Source organism: Sinomicrobium halophytocola (assembly GCF_052983395.1).
The window spans coordinates 27,000-51,595 of sequence record NZ_JBRKIT010000014.1 but is presented as its reverse complement, the minus strand read 5'-3'; the positions used below and the strand labels follow the sequence as shown (position 1 = coordinate 51,595).

Sequence of the window (24,596 nt, the reverse complement as noted above, 5' to 3'; positions counted from 1 at the left end):
TGCGGCAAATATCCTGAAAAGCATTATTTTATAAGGCTCGCTGTGTAATATTAATTTATAAAAGAGTAAATGGAAGAGAAGAAGTTGGATACCAGTTCCATTATCGGTTTTGTTCTGATAGGAGCTATTTTAATCTGGGTGATGTATAATAACCGTCCTTCGGAAGAAGATATAAAAGCCCAGAAAGCCCTGGAGGAACAGGTCCAAAAAGCGAAACAGAAACAACAGGAAGACAAGCCTGCCGATTACGGAACAGAAGCACAAAAACTTACGGACTCCACGACGCTGGCCGATTATACCAAAACCCTGGGCGCTTTCGGGTACTCCGCTACCCTGCCATCTTCAAAAGAAGGAGTAACGGTACTGGAAAATGATCTGGCTTATTTTGAGATCAGCAACAAAGGAGGGCAGATCGTAGAAGCCAGACTGAAAGATTTTCACACCTACGATTCGGTTCCGGTACACCTGATAAAAGACGGAAATGCAGCTTTTAACCTTTCAATGGGTACTTCGGATAACAGGACATTGAACACACAGGATATGTATTTTGAACCTTCCCTCTCTGCAGACGGGAAAGTCCTGTCTATGAAATTGAAGGCATCGGCAAACCAGTTCCTGGAGTATCGGTACGAACTGAAACCCGAAGATTATATGGTGGATTTCACCATACGCTCGCAGGGGCTGAACGGAGTGCTTAACAGCGCACAACCGGTGAAACTGGACTGGAAACTAAAAGGGATTCGTCATTCCAAGAGTATCACCTATGAAAACAGGTATACCAGGCTGACCTATCAATATAGGAATGGTGAAAAAATATCGAAACTGAGTCCCGGAAGCGATGATACGGATACCGAAGAAAACGTTACCTGGGTATCTTTCAGGCAACACTTTTTCAGTTCCATACTCATTACAGATAAACCTTTTGAACAAGTGGATCTTTCTTCCAAAGACCTTGTCGAAGAAGAAAGCAAGGAAGCCAAATGGACAAAGGCATATGAAATGACTGCCGATCTGCAACTCTCCGGAGGTGAGATCAACAGGAACATGTCCTGGTATTTCGGGCCAACCGATGTGAAGATATTGAGTAAATATGAAGGACTGAACCTGGACGACTCTATTCCTTTCGGATGGGGGATCTTCGGATGGATAAACAAATATGTGTTTACTCCCCTGTATACTTTCCTGAGTTCTTTCCTGCCGTATGGAGCGGCTATTATTGTAATGACCATACTGGTGAGGCTGTTACTTTCGCCGGTAACCTATAAGTCCTATCTGTCTCAGGCGAAGATGAAGGTACTTCGTCCGGAAATTACCGAGGTAAACGAGAAATACAAGGACGATGCCGTGAAAAAGCAACAGGAAACCATGAAAATATACAACAAAGCCGGCGTAAGTCCGCTTAGCGGATGTATACCAGCGTTGTTGCAGTTGCCTATTTTTTATGCATTGTTTATGTTCTTCCCCACCGCTTTCGCGCTTCGGCAGAAAAGTTTCCTTTGGGCGGACGATCTATCGTCATACGATACTATAGCGGAACTTCCTTTCAAGATCCCTTTTTATGGAGATCACGTGAGTTTGTTCCCCATACTGGCTTCCATAGCCATACTTATATATATGATGATGACTACCGGGCAGAGCATGCAGATGCAGCAGCAACCGGGTATGCCCAATATGAAGTTTATCATGTACCTGTCGCCCTTGTTCATGTTGATCTTCTTTAACAACTATGCAAGTGGATTGAGTTTGTATTATTTTATATCCAACCTCATTACCATATTCATCATGCTGGCCATTAAGCATTTTATCATAGACGAGCAGAAGATACACGCCAAGATACAGGAGCAGAAGAAAAAGCCGAAAAAGATGAACCGTTTCCAGCGAAAGATGCAGGAAATGATGGAAGAAGCCCAGGCGCAGCAAAAAGGTAAAGGAAAATAGTATAGCAATATATACAACCGTTAACCGAAGAGGCGCAGCATTAAACTGCGTCTCTTTGTTTTTTGTAATTTTGCAGGGTACAAACAAATGCTCTGCAAAGAGAGAAAGGAGTAAAAAAGATGAAACGAGTAGTCGTAGGCTTATCGGGAGGAGTAGACTCCAGCGTAGCCGCATACCTGCTTAAAGAACAGGGATATGAGGTAATAGGCCTTTTTATGAAGAACTGGCACGATGATTCCGTGACCATTTCCAGGGAATGCGAGTGGGTGGAAGACAGTAACGATGCCATGATGGTAGCGGAGAAACTGGGAATACCCTTCCAGACCGTAGACCTCAGTGCCGAATACAAAGAACGTATTGTCGATTACATGTTCGGGGAGTATGAAAGAGGACGTACCCCGAACCCGGATGTTCTGTGTAACCGGGAGATAAAGTTTGATGTATTCCTGAAGATCGCTCTCGGTCTGGGGGCAGATTATGTAGCTACCGGGCATTATTGCCGTAAAGAGATTGTAAACCGCGACGGAAAGGAAATATATCGTTTACTGGCTGGCAAGGACGATAATAAAGACCAGTCTTATTTTCTTTGCCAGCTTTCCCAGGATCAGCTATCCAGGACACTGTTTCCCATAGGCGAACTCACCAAACCGGAGGTTCGGGAAATAGCGGCAAGAGAAGAATTGGTCACTGCAGGGAAAAAGGACTCACAGGGACTTTGTTTTGTGGGGAAGGTCCGCTTGCCCGAATTTTTACAGCAAAAATTAAAACCAAAAGAAGGGGTTATCGTAGAAGTGCCTGCTTCCAGTGAGAGTTATAAAAAAGAAGTACGACACTTTGACAATAAAAAAGAAGAACTGGCTCACAACGCCCGTAAGGTCAATTATGTGAAGACCGATGGCAGGATAGTGGGCAAACATCAGGGAGCGCATTATTTTACCAAAGGACAACGGAAAGGACTGAATGTGGGGGGAACGATAGAGCCTTTGTTTGTTATTGATACCGATGTAGAAGAGAATGTCATTTATACGGGACAGGGTAAGGATCATCCCGGACTTTTTCGCAGGGCACTTTTTGTTACGAACGATGAAGTACATTGGGTTCGCGAAGATCTCGCATTGCCTTTGGACGGAACCATGAAAGTGAAAGCCCGGATACGTTACAGACAGCCCCTTCAGGAAGCGACCCTTTACCGGGTAGATAGCGGATTGTATGTAGATTTCGAAACCCCGCAGAGCGCCATTACCGAAGGACAGTTCGTCGCGTGGTATATAAATGACGAGCTCATAGGTTCCGGCGTCATATCGTGATAAAAAGTGCAGAGGTACGCAGGCCGTGTACCTCTACGGATATTTGTAACCTATATCTCCCCGTGCATATGGAAAACAGGATTACACAACTGTTCAATATAAAATACCCGGTCATACAAGCCGGGATGGTGTGGGCCAGCGGTTGGAGACTAGCTTCTGCGTCCAGTAACTCCGGTATCCTTGGGCTTCTAGGGGCCGGGTCTATGTATCCCGAAGTATTGCGGGAACATATCAGAAAATGCAAGAAGGCAACGGATAAACCGTTCGGTGTCAATGTACCTATGCTGTACCCGGATATCCGGAAGATCATGGAGATCATAGTGGAAGAAGGCGTGAAGATCGTTTTTACCTCGGCAGGAAATCCCAAAACCTGGACCCCGTTTTTAAAAGGCCACGGAATTACTGTTGTTCATGTAGTGAGCAGTGTAAAGTTTGCCCTGAAGGCACAAGAGGCGGGAGTAGATGCCGTAGTTGCCGAAGGTTTTGAGGCCGGGGGGCATAACGGAAGAGAAGAGACCACTACCTTTACCCTTATACCTATGGTACGGGAAAAAATATCCATTCCCCTTATTGCTGCAGGAGGGATTGCAACCGGGAGAGGAATGCTGGCCGCTATGGTACTGGGAGCCGATGGCGTACAGATTGGCAGCCGTTTTGTTGCCAGTGAAGAGGCCTCCTCTCATGCTTATTTCAAAAAGAAAGTCGTGGAAGCCCAGGAAGGAGATACCCATCTTACTCTGAAAGAACTCGCCCCGGTGAGATTGTTGAAAAACAAGTTCTATACGGATGTACAGGAACTTTACAGCAAATCTCCCTCCGTAGAGGAATTAAGAGAGCTTTTGGGGAGAGGCCGTGCCAAAAAAGGAATGTTTGAAGGAGATCTGGATGAAGGGGAACTGGAAATAGGCCAGATAGCGGGGTTGATCCATGACATAAAACCCGTATCGGAAATAATTCAGGATATCATGCGGGAATTCGGGGAAGTTAAACAAGAACTGAATAGTATCTGATAAATATCTTAAATTCAACTTTAAAAAGCGATCCTGCACGGGTCGCTTTTTTTGTTTATGAAATTTTCTGGTTTTACAGTTATATGTTTTTTTAACGCTTAGGGTGATTTATTGTATTTTTTTTAATTAAAATATATCATTTTAAAATTTCTTCTTTTCTCTCTAAGTTTTCGTGCACAAATAGGATTATGATAATTATTTGGTCGTTTTATTGCATAAAAATGCATTGAAACCGATTGTGTGGATGAAATATTTATGTATATTTACATCATATATTCATATTGACTATAAGTAAAAGAATGTTAAAACGAGTAATGTCAATACCGCTTTTTAAAACCAATCATTTTTATTATGTACTTAAAAATTCTAGAAAATCAGCGTAAAGTACGGCAGGTGATGTTTTGTTGTATACTGTTCCTTTCGGGGAGTATTACAGTATTCGGGCAGAACATCACCGTGTCGGGAACGGTCTCTGATGTCAATGGTCCTTTGCCCGGGGCAAGTATCATAGTACAGGGAACCTCAAACGGAACTACTACAGATTTTGACGGAAACTATTCAATCGGTGATGTGCCCCCGGATGCTGTCCTGGAATTTAGTTTTATCGGATATAGGAAAACAGAAGAGGTGGTTAACAGCCGCACGACCATTAATGTTACCCTGGAAGAAGACCTGGCCCAGCTCGATGAGGTTGTTGTTGTAGGATACGGCACACAGTCCAGGAGAGTTGTTACCGGTGCCATCGAGTCCATAGACTCCGAAGCATTGGCCAGTGTACCGGTCACGACATCAGAACAGGCTCTACAAGGAAGGGCTTCCGGTGTTTCCGTAATAAACAGTGGTTCGCCGGGACAACCTCCGGTAGTGCGGATACGTGGATTGGGGACGATGAACAATAACGATCCTCTGTATGTAATAGATGGCGTTATCGGGGGACGACTGGCCGATGTGGACCCGCAGGACATCCAATCCATTGAAGTGCTGAAAGACGCATCAACTACGGCTATTTACGGTTCCAAGGGATCCAATGGGGTTGTGATGATCACGACCAAAAGGGGGAGACAGGGAAAGGTGAGCCTTTCACTTGACAGCTATGTCGGTACACAATTTGTTACCAGCAGATTGGACCTGATGAATACGAACCAGTATATTCAGTATGCCGAAGCTTTTGGCCTTCCGCAGCGGCTCACAGATCCGCAGTATACAGATATGCTGAACAGAAATACGGATTGGCAGGATGCCATATTCCAGTCAGGTTTTATGCAAAAACACAATTTTGCGATTTCCGGCGGAGATATGAACAGTGATTTCCGTATATCGGGAGGGCTTATTGACCAGGAAGGTATTCTGCGCAATACCGGGTTTAAGAGGCATAATTTCCGAGCCAACAGTAATTTTACTTTCGGAAAGTTTAAAATAGGAGAAACGGCCCAGATCGTGTTTAACAACCAGAATCCGGAGAGCGATAGCGGCGGGCGTTCCGTTATTCGTCATGCCATACGTATGGCACCGTATCTGCCTATATATAATCCTGATAATCTCGGAGGTTTCCAGGGACCGAATACCAATATTGACGGACAAGATGCCGAAAACCCGGTAAGGGTACTGGAATTGCCGGATAGAAACAACAGGTCGGTAAATATTGTGGGAGGGTTATATGCACAATACGAAATTCTCGATGGCCTTGTATACAAAATTCAGGGAGGACTCGATTATCGTACTTTTAACAATAATACTTTCGTTCCGTCCTTTGACGATGACAGCATGGGAGCTACGCACACTCAAAACTATGCTTCTATAGAGAAGAACTCCGGGACCTATAAATCTCAGGTGTATACTAACAGCCTGAATTACAATACTACTTTTAATGAAAAGCACAACCTCGAAGTACTGTTACTTGCGGAAAAACAAATGACAAGGACAACGAATACCAATACGTATAGCCAGAATTTCGTAAGCAACGATGTCAATGAGGTCACCAATTCCAATTCTAACCTGCGTTCTACTACATACGAATACACCAGGATTGGCTATCTGGCTAGGCTGAACTATAATTACGATGAGAAATATATTTTTGCCGCGTCGATAAGGCGGGACGGTTCTTCCCGCTTTGGTCCCAATAACCGATGGGGTAATTTTTATTCTTTGGCCGGGGGATGGCTTGTCAGTGAAGAGAACTTTTTCGATGTCCCCGCCGTCAGTAATCTTAAGCTTCGCGGGAGCTGGGGAACTACGGGAAATGACAATATAGATGACTACAAATACAGCTTTACTATAGTAGATAACTTCCTGTATCCCGTAAATGGCGTAGGCGTAATAGGTACGGCCCCGTCCGGGGTAGGAAATCCCAATGTAAAGTGGGAAGAAACCGCGATGACCAATATAGGTCTGGACCTGGGGCTTTGGGACAATAAACTGACGCTCTCCGCAGAATACTACAGGAACAAAAGTGACGATCTGTTGATGAACAGGCCCGTACCGCCTTCGTTCGGTACCAATTCCGGGATCGTCACCGAAAACGTAGGCTCCGTAGAAACCAAGGGATTTGAATTTAATCTGGGTTATAACAAATATGAAGGCGATTTTACCTGGTCTGCCAATCTCAATCTCGGGACCAATACCAACGAAGCAATTTCTCTGGGAACAGTAGGCGAGATCACCGGTGCCGAATTTATTGCAGGAATAGCCGACAATCTGACCAGGGTGGCACCCGGAGAAAGCCTGTTCCATTTTTACGGTTTTAAAACGGACGGGATTTTTCAGAACACCGCCGAAGTAAATGCTCATGCCACGCAGGAAGGGGCGCAACCCGGAGATATTCGGATGGTGGATATAAACGGGGATGGAGTTATTAATGATGATGACCGTACCAAAATAGGGAATCCTTTCCCTGATGTCACTTTCGGGCTCAATTTTAATGCGGCCTATAAGAATTTTGATTTCAATGTGTTTATTAACGGTACTACAGGGAATGATATATTCAACACCCTGAAATATGATACCGAAGGTATGCAAAGGCTCTTTAATGCCGGGACTTCAGTGCTGGACAGGTGGACGGGAGAAGGAACCTCCAACAGCATACCTCGTGTACAGGGCGCAACGCTCAATACCCGTGCGTCCGACAGATTTGTCGAAGACGGGTCTTATGCCAGGCTTCGGAATGTAACAATAGGGTACACCCTGCCCGAAGATGTATTCAACGGAATCTTTTCCAGGTTCAGGGTATATGTGAGCGGGCAAAACCTGATTACCCTTACCGGATATTCCGGCTATGACCCGGAAGTAGGAGCATACACCGTAACGAATGCGACTTCCAATTTCGAAATCGGTATAGACCGGGGGAATTATCCGCAGCCAAAATCCCTCTTTTTGGGATTGCAATTATCCTTTTAATACCTAAAGAACAGTATTATGAAAGTTATACATAATTATAAAAATCACATTGCCGTCCTTCTGTATACTATACTTATAGCTGTAGTTATGGTAGGATGTAATGCAGACGCTCTCGAATTAAGCGATCCTAACGGGGCCAATCCTGAGAATTTTCTGGAAACCGAAAGCCAGGTCCAATCTTCCGTTAATGCTATATATGCTAACTTACAGACGCAGGGACTCTGGGGGAGGCATATGTTTTTTATGATGGACAATATGTCGCACGAAAACAATGGTAATCCGCAACTGGAAGCCGATAAGGTTCAATATCTCGATTTTAGTTTTGATGCCAGCCATGGTGCGATAGGTTCCTATTGGGAGAGTTGTTTCCGAGGCATCAACAAAGCCAATTTTGTAATTTCCAACGAAGAGAAAATACGGGGTATTGCCGGGATGTCCGAACAAAATATGGACAAATTTATCGGTGAAGCAAGGTTTCTCCGGGCATTTTATTACTTTTTACTGGTTACCCGATATGGCGATGTACCGAAAATAACCGAAGCACTTACCGAAGACCAGCCCGGGTTTCCGAGAAGCCCCAAAGACGGGATTTATGATGAAGTTATCATTCCGGATCTGGAATACGCCGCATCCGCTTTGCTGAGTAAATCCGATCAAAGTCACGAAAACGGCAGGGCCACCATAGAGGCAGCCTATGCCTTACTGGGAAAGGTACACCTCTACCGGGGAAATTATGATCTGGCTCGCATTGCATTTAACGAAATAATAGGACAGCTTGCCCTGGCCGGTAATTACGAGGACAATTTCCGCGAGGAAACCGAACACAATTCCGAGTCGATATTCGAAATAGAATTTGATGAGAGTTTCGGAACAGGTAATTTATGGGATTCCCAGGTTTCGGGGGAAGGACAGAACGAGGCGACACTTCGCGGACAGGAATACGGTTGGAACGACTGGTTTAATGTATACCCGTCTGATGACTTACTCGATGAGTACGAAGATAATGATCCCCGGTACGAGGCCAGTTTTTACTCTAACGGTGATACCTATAACAACAGCGCAGATATCGTATCCATACCGCTTGACAGAAATGCAGCATGGAAAAAATACCAGAATTATTACAAGCGTGCCAATGAGAACATCAACTCCAGTATTAACTTCAGGGTAATACGCTACGCTGATGTTCTGCTGATGATGGCCGAAGCCGAAAATGCCCTTGGTAATCCGGACGGAGCCATTGATTATCTGAACCAGGTACGGGACAGGGTCGATATGCCGAATTATGGCACACCCGAAATGGATGCGCTATACCCGGTATCTACACCCGATGAAGTGTTTACGGCAATAGTACATGAGCGTAAAGTGGAACTGGCCGGAGAACAGGTACGTTTCCCAGATCTCGTAAGGTGGGGAATGGGAGATCAGATACCGAATTTCGAGGTTGGAAAGAACGAATTATTTCCCATTCCTCTGAATGAGATCACGTCTAACCAGAACATATCCCAGTCTGATCAGAATAATGGATATTAAAATTCTATAAGCTTGATAGTAGCGCCCCGAAAGTAACTGTCATTTTACTTTCGGGGCATACCATTAGACTAAGAAACTATTTACGTTTTATCCTTTGGTTCTTTTAAACATACTTTTTGATGCAGAAGGTTTTGTGTTGGCCCAGGATATTTCTGAATGGCAAAAACAAAGCAATACAAACGATTTCTTGTTGGCAGATACGGTATTCAAAAAGTGGAATTGTATACCTATAAATAAAGCAGAAAATATATCAATCTCTAAAACAGACCAACCTTATAACCATGTATACTAACAGTAATCAAACCCCGGATAATAGCGGTATAAGACGAGCCTTTTTTATGATCGTCCTGCTCCTGCTGGTAAGTGTTATGGCACATGGGCAGTCCCTTGTTTCCATAGAAAAGGATAGCGAATGGTTTCCCCTGGTGGATGGAGAAGCTGCACCTGTATACTTCGGAGAAGATGAATATGCAGGAGTGGTAAGGGCTGCAAAAAATTTCGGGAAAGATATCAGAGAAGTGACGGGAAAATCACCTGAAATAATTACTGAAAAAGACCGGTTGCCTAAGTTTGTTATACTTGTAGGAACACTTGGTAAAAATCCCTGGATCGACAAGTTGGTTGATGAAGGGAAGTTACAGGTCAATGAAATTATAGGAAAATGGGAAACCTCATTCATACAGGTAGTAGATCGTCCTTTCGAAGGTGTAGAGCAGGCGTTGGTAATCGTCGGAAGTGATAAAAGAGGGACCATTTTCGGTATCTATGAACTCTCCGGACAAATAGGGGTTTCCCCCTGGTATTGGTGGGCTGATGTTCCCGTCAAACAAAAAGAAAGGTTGTATGTCCGGAAAGGAAGGTACAGCACGGGGACCCCGGCAGTTAAATACAGGGGAATTTTTATCAATGACGAAGCTCCTGCACTGTCCGGTTGGGCCGATGAAAAATTCGGCGGATTTAACCATAAGTTTTACGAAAACGTATTTGAGCTCATTCTTCGTCTCAAAGGGAATTTCCTCTGGCCTGCCATGTGGGGAAGGGCTTTTTATGATGATGACCCTCTGAACGCTTCCCTGGCAGATGAATACGGCGTGGTAATCAGTACTTCCCACCACGAACCCCTGATGCGGGCCCATGTAGAATGGAGCAGGTATGGTAAGGGAGCATGGAACTACGAAACCAATAAAGAAGAATTGCAGGATTTCTGGAAGGAAGGCATAGAAAGAATGGGGACTAACGAAAGTATCGTTACCCTGGGCATGCGTGGTGATGGCGATGAGCCCATGAGTGAAGAGAGCAATATAGCCCTGCTCGAAAAGATCATCGAAGATCAGCGGAATATAATCAGTAAGGCCACCGGAAAGCCGGCGGATGAAACATTACAGGTATGGACACTGTACAAAGAAGTCCAGGAATACTACGATAAGGGTCTGCGCGTGCCGGATGATGTTACCCTTTTTTTATGTGATGATAACTGGGGCAACGTGAGAAAACTCCCCGAACCGTATGTCCCGCCACGTAAAGGCGGGTATGGAATGTACTATCACTTCGATTATGTGGGCGGGCCGCGAAACTATAAATGGTTAAATACCAATCCGCTTCCGAGGATATGGGAACAGATGCATCTTACCTATCGCCACGGAGTAGATCGTATTTGGGTGGTGAATGTAGGGGATATCAAACCCATGGAACTTCCCATCTCCTTTTTCCTCGACTATGCCTGGTCTCCCGAAAAATGGCCTGCTGACCGGGTTTCCGGATATGTAGAAGAGTGGAGTGCAAAACAGTTCGGACCGGAATATGCACCGGAAATTGCGGAACTGCTCTCCCTCTATGCCAAGTATAACGGCAGGAGAAAGCCCGAACTGCTCAATGCGGAGACCTATAGCCTTGTCCATTACCGGGAGGCGGAGAGAGTAATTGAAGACTATAATAAGCTGGTTGAGAAAGCGGAAGATATCTATACCAAAATACCGGGAGAATACCGGGATGCTTTCTACCAGTTGGTGCTTTTCCCGGTAAATGCCTGTGCGAACCTCAATGAGTTATATGTGACCGTTGCCAAAAACCGTCTTTATGCCGGACAGGGCAGGGCCAATACTAATAAAATGGCCGAAAGAGCAAGAGAATTATACCGGAAAGATACAGAACTTACGGCCTATTACCACGATAGCCTGGCAGGAGGGAAATGGAACCATATGATGAGCCAGACCCACATAGGATATACCTATTGGCAGCAGCCCGAAGAACAAACCATGCCGAAAGTAAAAGAGATCAAGATACCGGATAAAGCTGCCCTGGGAGTGGCGATAGAGGGTTCGGCCGAATGGTGGCCGCATGCAAAGGAAAAACCGGTACTCCCGGAAATAACCCCTTATCAGACAAGTAAGAGATACATAGATATATTTAACAAGGGGAAAAAACCTTTGAAATATGAGATCCATAGCTCTGTACCCTGGCTATTATTGTCTTCCGCTCATGGGGAGGTCAGCGGAGAAGACAGAATATGGATAGACGTCGATTGGGACAAGGCGCCTGCCGGAGTTAAGGAAGTGCCCGTAACCATCCGCACCGGCAAAGATGAGGTTACGGTATATGCCAGGGTAAACACTTTCTCCGGAAAAGAAGTAAAAGGTTTTGTAGAACAACATGGTTACATCGCTATGGAAGCCACTAATTTTTCCGGTAAAAAAGAACTTACCGGGACGAAATACGGCGTAATACCCGATCTGGGCAGGACCGGTTCGGCAGTGACGCTTTTCCCGGTGACTTTAGACAAAGACGTATTGCAAAACGAAGAACACTATCTGGAATACAGGATATATCTGGATACTCCCGGAGAAGTTAAAGTACACACCTTGCTTTCCCCGACCCTGAACTATGAAAATTCGCCGGACGGAAAGCGCCTTGCAGTTTCTATAGATAACACTACCTCCCAAATAGTCCGTATGCATGCGGAGGAAGATAACGGGCTATGGGGGAAATGGGTGGCAGATAATATCAACGACCTGGTGAGTGTACATCGGGTGGATGAACCGGGAGAACACCTGCTGCGCATACGCATGCTGGACCCGGGGATTGTTCTGCAAAAAATTATTATAGATACCGGGGGCCTTGAACCGAGTTATCTCGGTCCGGAAGAGAGTAAATATGTAACAGGTAATACGAAGGAGTGAATCATAGAATATTATTTTAACAGTGACAAAAAAGAATGAAAGGCTCTGCTTTTATAAGGATTACCGGTATGAAGGATGTCGGAATACCAGGTTTTTTGTTACCGGACAGCGGGAGAGAACGCAATAATTAAAAATAACGATATCAGTAAAAAAAGTAAAGATGAAAAAGGGGTATTTAAAAAAGACAACATCAATGTTATTTGCCGGTTTGCTGTTCGCTTCCTGCGGTGAAGGGGACAAAAAGAAGCAGGATGAGCAGACTACCGGGGTTAAAGAGCAAAAAAAGGAAGAAAAGAAAAAGTTTCGCGATCAGCCCCTGGTAACAGATATATATACGGCAGACCCTTCTGCACATGTTTTTGAAGATAAATTGTATATCTACCCGTCCCATGACGTAGATGCGGGGATAGAAGAAGACGATTTCGGAGGACATTTCGATATGCGGGATTATCATGTGTTTTCTATGGATTCCGCAGGAGGAAAAGTAACAGATCACGGGGTGGCGTTGAGTGTGGAGGACGTTCCCTGGGCAGAGAGACAATTATGGGCCCCGGATGCTGCAAGGAAAGGAGATACCTATTACCTGTATTTCCCGGCAAAAGATAAGGAAGGCGTGTTTCGTATAGGAGTTGCGGTTTCCGATGCTCCTTCGGGACCTTTTAAGGCGGAAAACGAACCGATGAAAGGGAGCCTGAGCATTGATCCGGCCGTATTTCAGGATGATAATGGTGAATACTATATGTATATCGGGGGAATATGGGGAGGTCAGTTGCAGAACTGGAGAACCGGAAAATACGACCACGACACAAAAAGCCCTTACGATAACGAACCTGAAGATAACGAACCGGCTATTGGCCCGAGAGTGGCCCGCCTGAGTAAGGATATGCTACAATTTGACGAGGAACTTAAAGAGATCGAAATCCTGGATAAAGAGGGAAATCCCATTTTGGCCGGAGATCATGACAGGCGGTTTTTCGAGGCTGCGTGGGTGCACAAGTATAAGGATAAGTATTATTTCTCCTATTCTACCGGAGATACACATTTTATTGCTTACGCCATAGGCGACAGCCCATACGGGCCTTTCGTGTACCGGGGGAACATTCTTAACCCGGTTGAAGGATGGACCAATCATCATTCCATCGTGGAATTCGAAGGGCAATGGTATATTTTTTATCACGACACCGAGCTGTCCGGAAAAACGCATTTGCGTAATATAAAGATGAGTAAACTCAGGCACCGTGAAGACGGGACCATAGAGACCATAAACACGGTGACGGAATAGCCTGAAAACTGGCGCTTGAGGAAGAAAACGCCCCGGCTTGTTTTAGGGAACAGGCCGGGGTGTTTTTGGTTATTTGAAACCGGTTAGATTTTATTGTTCATGGCATATACCATCCCCTGTTCCAATCCGCGTATTTCCGCGAGTCCCTTTAGGCGGCCTATAAGCGAATAACCGGAGTAGTGCTCCCTTCCTTCTTCCAGCGAAAAAAGGGCCCCGTGATCCGGTCTCATAGGCAGGGAAATATTCCTTTTGTTCATCAGCTGAAGTATTTTGTAAACAACAGTCTCCATCGGGGCATCTCCGCCCAGGTGTTCGGCTTCTTTGAATACGCCTTCCCTCTCTTTTTCCACACTTCGAAGATGAAGGAAATGTATACGATCGCCATGCTTTTCCAGGATACGTACCAGGTCGTTGTCCGGGTTGGCCCCTAAAGATCCGGTGCAGTAACATAACCCGTTCGCGTTGAGCGGTACGGCTTCCAGTACTTTTTCTATATCTTTCTCAGAACATACGATACGCGGGAGCCCGAGTACGGAAAAAGGCGGGTCGTCCGGATGTATGGCCAGTTTCAGGCCAAGTTTTTCGGCTACGGGGGCAACTTCACTTAAAAAGTAGCGGAGGTTTTCCCTCAATTTACTGTCATCAATGCCTTCGTATTGTTTGAGCAGGTCCAGGACTTTTTGCGGGGTAAAGTTCTCTTTACTGCCCGGAAGTCCCAGTAAAACCGTATTAAAAAGATTCTGTTTTTCCTCTTCGGATAATCGGTTACCATAGGCGGTAGCGCTTTCTTTTTCTTCATCCGAATAGTCGTTCCCGGCTCCGGGTCTTTGCAGGAGAAAAAGATCAAAAAAGACAAAGGCATCCTTTTCAAACCGGAGGGTCTTTGTGCCGTCCCGGTTCACAAACATCGTGTTGGTCCGTATCCAGTCGAGTACAGGCATAAAATTATAGGTAATAACCTTAAGCCCGCAGGAAGCAATATTTTCCAGGCTCTTTTTGTAATTATCTATATATGCTTCGTAATCGCCGCTTTTTCGCTTAATATCTTCATGGACCGGAAGACTTTCTATGACAGTCCATTCCAGTCCCTGGGCGTGTACTGTGGAGAGTCGGTCTTTTATGGCCTCAACGGTCCATACGTCTCCAACGGGAATTTCATGCAATGCGGTGACGACCCCGCTGGCTCCTGCCTGTTTTATTTCCTGCAGGCTAACGCCGTCGTGCGGTCCGTACCATCGCATGGTTTGCTGCATTCGTATCATATAGCTTTATGTTATCTGGTTGGGAAACCACTATTTTGAAAAATGTATTCCGGGTAGTTGTACTATCCCTGGCCTGCCCTCCCGTTAATTTCTTTATTCTGTTACTTGTCTGTCGGAGATACCTTAAAAGCCGATACTGTTTCCGCCGTCTACCGGCAATACGGTTCCTGTGGTGAATTTGGATTCGGAAGTGGCGTAATAGAAGACCGCATCGGCGATATCCGAAGGCTCACCCAATGTTCCCATAGGAGTCCGGGAAAGCACCTTGTTTTTTCGTTCCGGGTCATTGTCCAGGGCTTTGGAAGACATCTTGGTTTTTATGAACCCCGGCGCCACGCAATTAACACGGACACCAAATGGTGCCAGCTCTACGGCCATAGCCCTGGTCATTCCTTCAATAGCGGTTTTACTGGCCGAGTAGGCGATCACTTTTGGTATGCCGTACTGCGAGGTCATAGAGCTGATGTTTACAATACTCCCTCCTCCGTTTTCCTTCATTACCTTTACGACTTCCCGGCTCACGGAAAATACACTGAATACGTTGGTGTGAATGATGGATTGAAAATCTTCGTCGGTAACGTCCAGGAATTCCTTTTTCATATTAATTCCCGCATTGTTTACCAATATATCTATAGGAGAATCTTTGGCAATACCTTTTATGAGTTCCGGAATGCCTTCCAGGTTATTCAGGTCAAATATGGCCGGAACGGCAAGTTCTCCGATCTCTTTGCAGGCAGCTTCTGTTTTTTCACGGTTTCTGCCCACGATATATGTTTTGATACCGTTGTCGCATAATTTCTTTGCCGTAGCATAACCCAGCCCGGAATTTCCCCCGGTCACAATAGCAGTTTTAGTCATATTTCCAATATTTTTTATAGTTTATCCGGCATTTCCGGTAGTTGTTTTACGTAAAAAAGGCCTTGTTTAGAGGCTTTTGTAATATTCCGGGATGCATTGGGATTGTAAAATAAACGAAAAAAAGTCCCTTTTCAAAATATTTTATGCAATCGGTTGCGTTTTTCTGTTCCGATAAAGAAGATATTCACAAATAGTGTTTTTTGGTTGTACAGATCCAACAGAGAAACACGTTTGTTATGCTTTTCTTTTTGGTGTCCTGAGACGTTGAAATCTGAAAAATTCTCACTTAAACTTTTCTGGAAGAATCCCGGACAATGATCTCTGTGGGGAGAACGGTAATTTCCGAGACCGTATCTTCGTCATCTTCCGCGGCATGCAGTAAAATACGCTGGGCGGAGATCTGGCCCATTTTTATGGCAGGGTGGGTCACGGTAGATAGGGCGGGTTCGACTATCGATGCAATGGGATCGTCATTAAAACCGATAACAGCCAGTTCTTCCGGAATTTTTATTCCCCTTTTTTTTGCATACATGATGGCGCTGACCGCAGCCGTGTCGTTGGCCGAGAAAATGGCGTCGGGAGGTTGGGGCAGGTCCAGTAAATTACGCGTTGCCTTTTCTCCTTCCCCGAAACTCAGGGATTTAAAACTTACGATGAGGTTATTGTCCACCGGAATGTTATGATCTTTCAGGGCATCCAGGTACCCTTTTTTCCGTTCCCGGTATACGTTTCGGTGCTGTGCACCGGCAAAATGGGCAATGTGCCTGCAACCTTGCTCTATAAGGTGCTGGGTTGCTTTATATCCTGCGGAGTAATTGTCTATGATGACCTTGTGTATATCCAGTTCATCCGGAACGCGATCTACAAATACGATAGGGATCCCCTGGTCCGTGAATTGGCGAAGGTGTTCCAGTTTACGTGTTTCCATGGAAAGAGAAACGATAAGGCCGCTGATCCGGCTGTTGTATAGCGTCTGCGCATTTACGACTTCGTTTTCATACTTGTCGTTGGACTGGCTTATAATAACGTTGTATCCGGATTTTCTTGCCGTTTCCTCGATACCGCTTATCAATGACGACACAAAAGGCCTGTTGATACGGGATATCATAATGCCAATGGTCTTACTTCTGTTATTCCTGAGGCTTGCAGCCAGGGAATTAGGTCGGTATCCCATTTCCTTGGCCACTTTCTTTATGAGATGGGTTGTATTCTTACTGATACTTTCGTGGTCATTCAGGGCCCGTGATATGGTAGAAGGAGAATACTTGAGTTTTTTCGCTATATCGTAAATGGTGATTTCCTTTTTCGCTTTCATGTTTATTGTTTAGTGAGATCAACCGGTTTCCGATTACCGGCTTTACCTGTTTTCCGGATAAGATCACCTGGAAGGAAAAGTGCTTAAAGCCATCAAATATACGGAATTACACCCAATGATATATAAAAACCGCCTAAAGCGAAAATGATTTCGGATCGGACAATAAACAAGTAGACCGGCTATGGAAATATGATTGCCTTTCTTTTCGGATTGAGATATATTTAATTTTTTTAACGGAAAAATGTATATTTGATCCACAATCGATTGCAAAACGATTTTGTAGTAAAAAATTTGTCAGATTAAAAGTTATGGTTATTTTTACCATATCTTATAGTTATATTTACTATAAGATCTTTTTTAGGGATTTGGCAGGATAATAATACAGTAAACCAATCTTAAAGTATGTATTGGATAGGATATGATGTGGGGAGCTCTTCGATAAAGGCTTCTCTTGTCGAGGCCGGTAGTGGCAGGGTAGTTGGAGTGACACAACAGCCGGATAACGAAATGCCCATAACCTCTCTGGAACCGGGTTGGGGAGAACAAGACCCGGAAATGTGGTGGGATAATTTGTGTAAAGCCACCGCAAAACTGATGAAGCAAACGAAAGCTGACCCGTTAAAGATTGCCGGAATAGGGGTTTCCTACCAGATGCATGGGCTGGTCATTGTAGATAAGGAATTAAAAGTCCTTCGCGATTCTATAATCTGGTGCGATAGCCGGGCGGTAGATACCGGGAACCGGCTTTTTGGAAAGGCCGGTGAAGAGAAATGCCTGGACAGGTTGCTTAATTCTCCCGGTAATTTTACCCTTTCCAAACTGAAATGGGTAATGGATAACGAACCGGAGATATATGAAAAAATATACAAATTCCTGCTTCCGGGAGATTATATTGCCCTGAAACTTACAGGGGAATGTACTACAACGCCTTCCGGACTTTCCGAGGGGATCACCTGGGATTTTAAAGATAACAAACCTGCCCTGTGGCTGCTCGAAGAGGCGGGTATAGACGCTTCCCTGTTGCCTGAAGTGGTGCCAACTTTTTCCGGACAGGGAAAGCTTACCGAAGAAGCCTCGCGCGAACTGGGACTGAAAGCAGGGGTTCCTTTGCTGTATCGTGCAGGAGACCAGCCGAATAACGCACTATCCCTTAATGTTTTCAATCCCGGGGAAATAGCGGCTACCGGTGGGACATCCGGAGTAGTGTATGCCGTAAGCGATGTAACCCGTACCACCGAAGGGACCCGCATCAATAACTTTGTACACGTCAATCATAAACCGGAGCTTCCCCGTATCGGTAAATTACTGAACATTAACGGGGCAGGCATATTATATCGCTGGATGAAAGACCAGGTGTCCGCCGGAACACTTACCTATAACGAAATGAATCAAATGGCGGCGACCGTTCCGGTCGGGGCTGCCGGACTCCGGATATTGCCTTTCGGGAACGGATCGGAACGTATGCTGAACAACGCCAACATAGGAGCAGGAATACACAACCTGAACTTTAATATTCACGGACAGCAACACCTGTATCGCGCAGCCCTGGAAGGGATTGCTTTTTCTTTTGTCTATGGCATAGGCGTACTGGAGAATGACGGCGTAGAACTGACTGCTATTAAAGCCGGAGGGGACAACCTGTTCCGGTCCGAACTGTTTTCACGTACCATAGCTACCTTGGTAGACAGAGAGATCCGTATCGTGGATACCACAGGGGCCGTAGGTGCCGCGCGCGCGGCGGGGTATAGCTATGGCGACTTTAATACTTTCGGAGATGCTTTCTCCGGTGATGAATACGTAGCAACCTACACTCCTCTTAAAGATAAAGAGACGTACCGGGAGGCTTATGAATCGTGGAAAGAAGCCTTGTCCAAAGCGCAGCAATAGCCCTGGAGTTACAGACAGACCAAAACAAAACAGCTAACACCTGACACCGAAGTATAACATAATTAATGCAAGAAAAAAATGATAACATTAGGAGAGAAAGAGTATTTTAAAGGAGTAGGGAAAATAAAGTTTGAAGGAGCTTCTTCCCGCAATCCGTTGGCATTCAAATACTATGATGAAAATCAGGTCGTGGGAGGCAAGACCATGAAAGAACATTTCCGATTTGCCGTGGCTTACTGGCATACCTTTACCGGAACCGGGGGAGATCCTTTCGGAATGGCAACCAAAAATTTTCCCTGGCTGGAGGCGGCAGACGCGAAGCAACAGGCTAAAGACAAAATGGATGCCGCTTTTGAGTTTATTACCAAACTGGGTGTTCCTTACTATTGCTTTCATGATTTTGACCTGATCGCAGAAGGGGACAGCCTGGCGGAATCGGAAAAGAGATTACAGTTTATATCCGACTATGCCCTGGAAAAGCAGAAAGCATCCGGGGTAAAACTGCTATGGGGTACTGCAAACTGTTTCAGTCACCCGAAATATATGAACGGGGCGATCACCAACCCGGATTTCAATGTCCTGGCACAGGCCGGGGCCCAGGTGAAGAATGCGTTGGATATTACCATTAAACTCGGAGGTGAGAATTATGTGTTCTGGGGAGGTAGAGAAGGTTATATGTCGCTTTTAAATACCGAAATGAAAAGGGAACAGGAGCACTTTGCCACTTTTCTGCATATGGCGAGAGATTACGCCCGTAAACAAGGGTTTAAAGGTAAGTTCTTCATCGAACCCAAGCCTATGGAGCCGACTAAGCACCAGTACGATTTTGACGCCGCTACCGTACTCGGTTTTCTTACCAAATACGACCTCCTGGACGATTTTAAACTGAACCTGGAGATAAACCATGCCACCCTGGCACAACATACTTTTGAGCACGAATTACAGGTGGCGGCAGACAATAACCTCCTGGGGAGTATTGATGCCAACCGCGGAGATTACCAGAATGGTTGGGATACCGATCAGTTCCCGGTGGATGTATTTGAGCTCACCCAGGCCATGCTCGTTATCTTACAGTCCGGAGGCTTCCAGGGCGGAGGTGTTAATTTCGATGCCAAGACCAGGAGGAACTCTACCGATCTCGAAGATATTTTCTATGCGCATATTGGAGGGATGGATGCTTTTGCACGTGCCCTGGTTGCTGCACAGAGGATTCTGGAGGATTCGGAATACCTGGCATTGCGCAAAGAACGTTACAGTTCTTTTGACTCGGGTGACGGTAAGGTTTTTGCCGACGGGATGACTTCTCTCGAAGAATTATACCGGTATGCCGAGGAACACCAGGACATCAAACAACAAAGCGGAAAACAAGAGTTCTTTGAGAATCTGATCAATCAATATATTTAAGTCTGTATATCCGGAACGGGAACAAACAGATTGCTCCCGTTCCGGAACAGCTAACCAAAAACCGGAATTATGGAACAACTGGACTGGATTGTCATAGGAATATACTTTGTACTTCTCCTGGGTATAGCTGCCTGGGTGATGAGCAAAAAACAAAAAGACACAAAAGATTACTTTCTCGCCGGCCGGAACGTAGGATGGTTCGTCGTGGGGGCATCTATTTTTGCATCCAATATAGGTTCAGAGCACCTGGTAGGGCTTGCCGGGGCAGGTGCTGACAGCGGTATGCCCCTGGCACATTACGAATTACACGCCTGGATCGTGCTACTTCTCGGCTGGGTGTTTTTGCCCTTCTACGCCAGGAGCGGGGTATTTACCATGCCCGAATTCCTGGAAAGGAGGTACAGCCCCAAAGCCAGGTGGTTTTTATCCATTCTCTCCCTGGTAGGATATATACTGACCAAAGTTTCCGTATCTATCTACGCGGGGGGAATTGTTTTCCAGTCTTTACTGGGAATAGATTTCTGGACCGGGGCAATACTCACCCTTGTCATTACCGGGGTGTATACCGTAGTAGGTGGTATGAGTGCCGTGGTGTATACGGAGACCCTTCAGACCTTTGTCCTTATTGGCGGGGCGCTGGCCGTAACCTTTATAGGGCTTAATCACGAAGCTATCGGAGGATGGTCCGGACTTAAGGAGATCGTGGGGAGTGAACACTTTAATATGTGGCGTCCCGCCGATGACCCCCGGTATCCGTGGACGGGAATGGTATTCGGAGGTGCCATCGTAGGGATATGGTACTGGTGTACGGACCAGTATATAGTGCAGCGGGTGCTGACCGCAAAAAATGTCAAAGAGGGCAGAAGAGGTGCCATATGGGGCGGTTTTTTGAAAATTCTTCCCGTTTTTCTTTTCCTGGTTCCCGGGATGGTGGCTTTTGCACTCAGCAAACAGGGAGTATTGCAGTACGACAATGCCAATGAAGTATTACCTACAATGGTAAAAACCCTGCTCCCGGCGGGAATACGGGGGCTTGTCGCTGCCGGATTACTGGCGGCTCTTATGAGTTCCCTGGCGTCGGTATTCAATTCCTGCTCTACGTTGTTTACCATAGACATTTACAAAAAATTAAAACCGAATGAGAGTGAGACCAAGTTGCTCCGCATAGGGAAAATAGCAACAGGTTTTATCGTTATCCTCGGATTCGCATGGATACCCGTTATGAAAAATGCCCCGGGAACACTATATGACTACCTGCAATCCGTCCAGTCTTATATAGCACCACCGATTACCGCGGTATTCCTTCTCGGGATCCTTTCTAAAAGGATCAATGCCAAAGGAGCCATGGCAACCCTGTACATCGGGTTCGGGATCGGGCTTTTCAGGTTAATCCTGGACACCGTAGTAACCTTTAACCCCGGACACGAATTCTCCGGTGTATTGGGCGACATTATAGCCATACCGTTCTCGCATTTCGCCATCGTTATCTTTGTTATCTCTATTTGTATCCTCGTGGGGGTAAGCTTATCTTCTGCAAAACCCTCTGCCGAACAGGTGGAAGGACTCGCCCTGGGTACATTGACAGCAGAGCAGAAAGCGGAAGTAAAAAACAGCTACAGTTGGGTAGATGTAGTTGCTTCTGTGCTTATCGTAGTAATTATTACAGCAATCATGGTGTACTTTACAGGGTAATGACTTAGACAGTTTCTATGAAATTTTTGTGTTATCCTATGGTTATTAAGTTATTGCGTGTTGACTAAATAACTCAGTAACCTAATAACCATGGCAATTTCATTGCCTTTCTAAACCTCCGGGCTGCAAGTCCGGAGGTTTTTCTCTTTTATTCTATAATCTCCACTTTCATTCTTACACTTTCATAAGGCCATTCGCGGTCGTCTGTGGGCAGGTCACAGATCTTGTCCACTACATCCATGCCCTGGGTAACACGACCGAAGGCAGTGTAATTTCCATCCAGGTGATACGCTCCGGGGCTTTGTACCACAATAAAAAACTCGAAGGGTGATGCCAGTTTGTGCGGATTGTCCACCTCATCGCTGCTGGGCATGGATACTATACCACGGTGGTGTTTAAAACCTTTTCTCGTATCCGGAGGGAGCAGGTACCTTCCTATGTCCGTACGCTTGCTGGAAGTCATGCGGCTGTCGGAATTTCCACCCTGAATGATGAAATTTTTTACTACCCGGTGAAAGTAAGTGCCATCAAAATATCCCTTTTTGGTCAGGTAGATAAAATTGGAACGGTGATAGGGAGTTTCCCGGAACAGTTCTATGATAATATCGCCGTATTTCGTAGATATTTTTACCTTGTTTTCTTTGTGCTTTTTATTGTATTCGAAAAAGAAGGGGATAGCGTTATCGTCATTCAATACAATAGTGTCTTCCGTCTTTACATTTTTGGGAATACTGTCTTTTTTGGAGATCGTGTCCGTTTCGGCTTTTTTGTCCGTCGTAGTGTCCGCCTCGTTTTGCTCCGTAGCCTGGCGATCTTTCCCCTCGGATTTTTTAGCTTTTTCTTGGCACCCGGTTAAAAATATAAGTAGTATTATTGTAAAAAGACTCAGAGTATTACGTAACATGAATTTTGATGAATTTTTAGAGTTAGTCCCAAAAATAAAAAATCTACCCTTACCGGGACAGGAATCCCAGTATAAAATGGCTTCCATTCCGGCAAAAGAATTACGCGAAGTGGACCTTTCCCTGAAAAATCCCAGGAAAGCCGGCGTTATGGCCTTATTCTATCCTGATAACAGGTACAAAACCAATATAGTACTGCTCCTTCGTAAGAAATATGAGGGAATACACTCCAACCAGGTTGGTTTTCCCGGGGGGAAGATGGAGGAGGAAGATACTGATATCCGGATAACAGCCCTCAGGGAAACGCAGGAGGAGGTGGGGGTTTCCCCGGAAAATATAAAGATTGTCCGGGCGCTGACAACACTATATGTGCCCCCGAGTAATTTTCTGGTGCACCCTTTTCTGGGCGTATCGGAAGAAACCCCGTCATTTCTGCCCCAGGAAGAGGAAGTGGAAGAACTTATAGAAGTGCCGCTGGAATATATACTCGATGACAATCTCGTAGCCCGGAAAACCATTGTTACTTCTTATGCCACTAATGCGGATGTACCGTATTTTAATTTTAGCGGATACACGGTTTGGGGCGCTACCGCAGCCATGCTGAGTGAAGTAAAAGACCTGTTGGGGATGGCACTTGTTTGAACACAGCTACTGTCTATAGGAAAAGATAATAATATAAATGTATATTTTTGTAAGGCCGGCTGTTGTCGTAACCTTTAAAATTTAATGACCAGTACATGGGATTATTCAAAAAAAATCCTTTCGGACATATTCTGTTCCTGAAAAAATGGTTGATCAGGGTATTCGGGGTGCTTACTCACCGCAGGTACCGCGGATTCAATGAACTTCAGATCGAAGGTTCGGAGATCATCAAGGAACTGCCGGATGCCGGTGTGTTGTTCGTGGCCAATCACCAGACTTATTTTGCCGATGTAGTGGCTATGTTCCACGTGTTTAACGCAAGTCTTACTCACAGGGTGGATTCCATAAAGAACGTAGGGTATATCTGGAATCCCAAACTCAATATCTATTATATAGCTGCAAAGGAAACCATGCGTGCCGGGCTTTTTACGAGGATAATGGCCTATGCGGGGGCCATTACCGTAGAACGTACATGGCGGGAAAAAGGAAAGGAAATACAGCGGGGTGTAAATCTGCAGGATACGGAGAACATAGGGAAAGCCCTGGAAGACGGCTGGGTGATCACCTTCCCCCAGGGAACTACAAAACCCTGGAAACCCATACGAAAGGGAACAGCACATATTATTAAGCAATACAAACCCATGGTGATCCCGGTAGTTATAGACGGTTTCCGAAGATCTTTCGACAAAAAGGGAATATGGGTGAAGAAGAAAGGAATATTACAGTCGATGGTTATCAAAGAACCACTGCAGATAGATTACGAAAATGATAGTGTGGAGCAAATTGTGGAGCAACTGGAATATGCCATCGAACAGCATCCGTCCTTCCTTAAAGTAATCCCGGAAGAAGCATTGGAAATGGAAGAAACCCTGAATGAAAAACGTAGGTGGAGTTATAAAGAAGGAGATTAGGGATAGTATACGGACGGAAAAACAGAAAAAAGATAGGGAAATATTATGGCCGTAAATCCGGCTAACTAACTCGATTCCGTAAAATTA

The 24,596-nt window shown here is 45.4% G+C and carries 16 protein-coding genes; 12 read left to right on the top strand and 4 right to left on the bottom strand.

Translation table 11 applies throughout. From position 1 onward, the window contains the following. The first annotated feature begins 69 nt into the window (after positions 1-69). The 7 genes from yidC (at position 70) to ACVBDY_RS05650 (ending at position 13,636) form a co-directional block, all read left to right on the top strand. On the top strand, positions 70-1,938 hold the full coding sequence (yidC, locus tag ACVBDY_RS05680) for a membrane protein insertase YidC (RefSeq protein WP_447174500.1): 1,869 nt from the start codon (positions 70-72) through the stop codon (positions 1,936-1,938). Positions 1,939-2,057: 119 nt separating this feature from the next. Then, positions 2,058-3,245, top strand: coding sequence for a tRNA 2-thiouridine(34) synthase MnmA (mnmA, locus tag ACVBDY_RS05675; protein ID WP_447174499.1), 1,188 nt, complete (start codon positions 2,058-2,060; stop codon positions 3,243-3,245). A 68-nt stretch (positions 3,246-3,313) separates the two neighbouring features. Continuing rightward, a complete protein-coding gene (locus ACVBDY_RS05670) occupies positions 3,314-4,255 on the top strand; it encodes an NAD(P)H-dependent flavin oxidoreductase (RefSeq protein WP_447174498.1) in 942 nt (313 codons plus the stop codon). 351 nt (positions 4,256-4,606) lie between these two features. Further along, positions 4,607-7,648: a SusC/RagA family TonB-linked outer membrane protein gene (locus ACVBDY_RS05665; RefSeq protein ID WP_447174497.1), complete on the top strand. Its 3,042-nt coding sequence runs from the start codon at positions 4,607-4,609 to the stop codon at positions 7,646-7,648. Between the two features lie 18 nt (positions 7,649-7,666). After that, positions 7,667-9,178 (top strand): RagB/SusD family nutrient uptake outer membrane protein, encoded by a 1,512-nt coding sequence (locus ACVBDY_RS05660; protein ID WP_447174496.1) that lies wholly within the window; start codon positions 7,667-7,669, stop codon positions 9,176-9,178. Positions 9,179-9,459: 281 nt separating this feature from the next. Beyond that, a complete protein-coding gene (locus tag ACVBDY_RS05655; RefSeq protein ID WP_447174495.1) occupies positions 9,460-12,354 on the top strand; it encodes a glycosyl hydrolase 115 family protein in 2,895 nt (964 codons plus the stop codon). A gap of 160 nt (positions 12,355-12,514) precedes the next feature. Beyond that, positions 12,515-13,636, top strand: coding sequence for a glycoside hydrolase family 43 protein (locus tag ACVBDY_RS05650; RefSeq protein ID WP_447174494.1), 1,122 nt, complete (start codon positions 12,515-12,517; stop codon positions 13,634-13,636). Positions 13,637-13,719: 83 nt separating this feature from the next. Here ACVBDY_RS05650 and uxuA read toward each other — a convergent pair whose 3' ends face one another. The 3 genes from uxuA to ACVBDY_RS05635 form a co-directional block, all read right to left on the bottom strand. After that, the gene (uxuA, locus tag ACVBDY_RS05645; RefSeq protein WP_447174515.1) at positions 13,720-14,889 is read right to left on the bottom strand and encodes a mannonate dehydratase; all 1,170 of its coding nucleotides are present in this window, start codon (positions 14,887-14,889) and stop codon (positions 13,720-13,722) included. Between the two features lie 132 nt (positions 14,890-15,021). Further along, positions 15,022-15,756, bottom strand: coding sequence for an SDR family NAD(P)-dependent oxidoreductase (locus ACVBDY_RS05640; protein WP_447174493.1), 735 nt, complete (start codon positions 15,754-15,756; stop codon positions 15,022-15,024). A gap of 286 nt (positions 15,757-16,042) precedes the next feature. Next, positions 16,043-17,071 carry a LacI family DNA-binding transcriptional regulator gene (locus tag ACVBDY_RS05635; protein WP_447174492.1) on the bottom strand — a complete coding sequence of 343 codons (1,029 nt, stop codon included), beginning with the start codon at positions 17,069-17,071 and terminating at the stop codon, positions 16,043-16,045. Between the two features lie 402 nt (positions 17,072-17,473). On the opposite strand from ACVBDY_RS05635, the gene ACVBDY_RS05630 reads away from it, so the two are divergent. The 3 genes from ACVBDY_RS05630 (at position 17,474) to ACVBDY_RS05620 (ending at position 22,054) form a co-directional block, all read left to right on the top strand. Further along, a complete protein-coding gene (locus tag ACVBDY_RS05630; protein ID WP_447174491.1) occupies positions 17,474-18,958 on the top strand; it encodes a xylulokinase in 1,485 nt (494 codons plus the stop codon). Positions 18,959-19,036: 78 nt separating this feature from the next. Beyond that, a complete protein-coding gene (gene xylA / locus ACVBDY_RS05625; protein ID WP_447174490.1) occupies positions 19,037-20,362 on the top strand; it encodes a xylose isomerase in 1,326 nt (441 codons plus the stop codon). 69 nt (positions 20,363-20,431) lie between these two features. Further along, positions 20,432-22,054 carry a sodium:solute symporter gene (locus tag ACVBDY_RS05620; RefSeq protein WP_447174489.1) on the top strand — a complete coding sequence of 541 codons (1,623 nt, stop codon included), beginning with the start codon at positions 20,432-20,434 and terminating at the stop codon, positions 22,052-22,054. A 148-nt stretch (positions 22,055-22,202) separates the two neighbouring features. Here ACVBDY_RS05620 and ACVBDY_RS05615 read toward each other — a convergent pair whose 3' ends face one another. Next, the gene (locus ACVBDY_RS05615) at positions 22,203-22,958 is read right to left on the bottom strand and encodes a peptidylprolyl isomerase (RefSeq protein ID WP_447174488.1); all 756 of its coding nucleotides are present in this window, start codon (positions 22,956-22,958) and stop codon (positions 22,203-22,205) included. A 76-nt stretch (positions 22,959-23,034) separates the two neighbouring features. Between ACVBDY_RS05615 and ACVBDY_RS05610 the strand changes: the two genes are divergently transcribed. Both ACVBDY_RS05610 and ACVBDY_RS05605 read left to right on the top strand, forming a co-directional pair. After that, positions 23,035-23,598 (top strand): NUDIX hydrolase, encoded by a 564-nt coding sequence (locus tag ACVBDY_RS05610; RefSeq protein WP_447174487.1) that lies wholly within the window; start codon positions 23,035-23,037, stop codon positions 23,596-23,598. A 95-nt stretch (positions 23,599-23,693) separates the two neighbouring features. Beyond that, a complete protein-coding gene (locus tag ACVBDY_RS05605; RefSeq protein WP_447174486.1) occupies positions 23,694-24,509 on the top strand; it encodes a lysophospholipid acyltransferase family protein in 816 nt (271 codons plus the stop codon). Positions 24,510-24,596: the final 87 nt, after the last annotated feature.

What these genes read in the sequence shown, in the direction of transcription:
- ACVBDY_RS05620 (WP_447174489.1), top strand. Translation starts at nt 20,432, where the DNA reads ATGGAACAACTGGACTGGATTGTCATAGGAATATACTTTGTACTTCTC.
- ACVBDY_RS05635 (WP_447174492.1), bottom strand. Translation starts at nt 17,071, where the DNA reads ATGAAAGCGAAAAAGGAAATCACCATTTACGATATAGCGAAAAAACTC.
- ACVBDY_RS05655 (WP_447174495.1), top strand. Translation starts at nt 9,460, where the DNA reads ATGTATACTAACAGTAATCAAACCCCGGATAATAGCGGTATAAGACGA.
- ACVBDY_RS05610 (WP_447174487.1), top strand. Translation starts at nt 23,035, where the DNA reads ATGGCTTCCATTCCGGCAAAAGAATTACGCGAAGTGGACCTTTCCCTG.
- ACVBDY_RS05665 (WP_447174497.1), top strand. Translation starts at nt 4,607, where the DNA reads ATGTACTTAAAAATTCTAGAAAATCAGCGTAAAGTACGGCAGGTGATG.
- mnmA (WP_447174499.1), top strand. Translation starts at nt 2,058, where the DNA reads ATGAAACGAGTAGTCGTAGGCTTATCGGGAGGAGTAGACTCCAGCGTA.
- ACVBDY_RS05605 (WP_447174486.1), top strand. Translation starts at nt 23,694, where the DNA reads ATGGGATTATTCAAAAAAAATCCTTTCGGACATATTCTGTTCCTGAAA.
- ACVBDY_RS05630 (WP_447174491.1), top strand. Translation starts at nt 17,474, where the DNA reads ATGTATTGGATAGGATATGATGTGGGGAGCTCTTCGATAAAGGCTTCT.
- ACVBDY_RS05650 (WP_447174494.1), top strand. Translation starts at nt 12,515, where the DNA reads ATGAAAAAGGGGTATTTAAAAAAGACAACATCAATGTTATTTGCCGGT.
- ACVBDY_RS05670 (WP_447174498.1), top strand. Translation starts at nt 3,314, where the DNA reads ATGGAAAACAGGATTACACAACTGTTCAATATAAAATACCCGGTCATA.
- ACVBDY_RS05640 (WP_447174493.1), bottom strand. Translation starts at nt 15,756, where the DNA reads ATGACTAAAACTGCTATTGTGACCGGGGGAAATTCCGGGCTGGGTTAT.
- uxuA (WP_447174515.1), bottom strand. Translation starts at nt 14,889, where the DNA reads ATGCAGCAAACCATGCGATGGTACGGACCGCACGACGGCGTTAGCCTG.
- ACVBDY_RS05660 (WP_447174496.1), top strand. Translation starts at nt 7,667, where the DNA reads ATGAAAGTTATACATAATTATAAAAATCACATTGCCGTCCTTCTGTAT.
- ACVBDY_RS05615 (WP_447174488.1), bottom strand. Translation starts at nt 22,958, where the DNA reads ATGTTACGTAATACTCTGAGTCTTTTTACAATAATACTACTTATATTT.
- yidC (WP_447174500.1), top strand. Translation starts at nt 70, where the DNA reads ATGGAAGAGAAGAAGTTGGATACCAGTTCCATTATCGGTTTTGTTCTG.
- xylA (WP_447174490.1), top strand. Translation starts at nt 19,037, where the DNA reads ATGATAACATTAGGAGAGAAAGAGTATTTTAAAGGAGTAGGGAAAATA.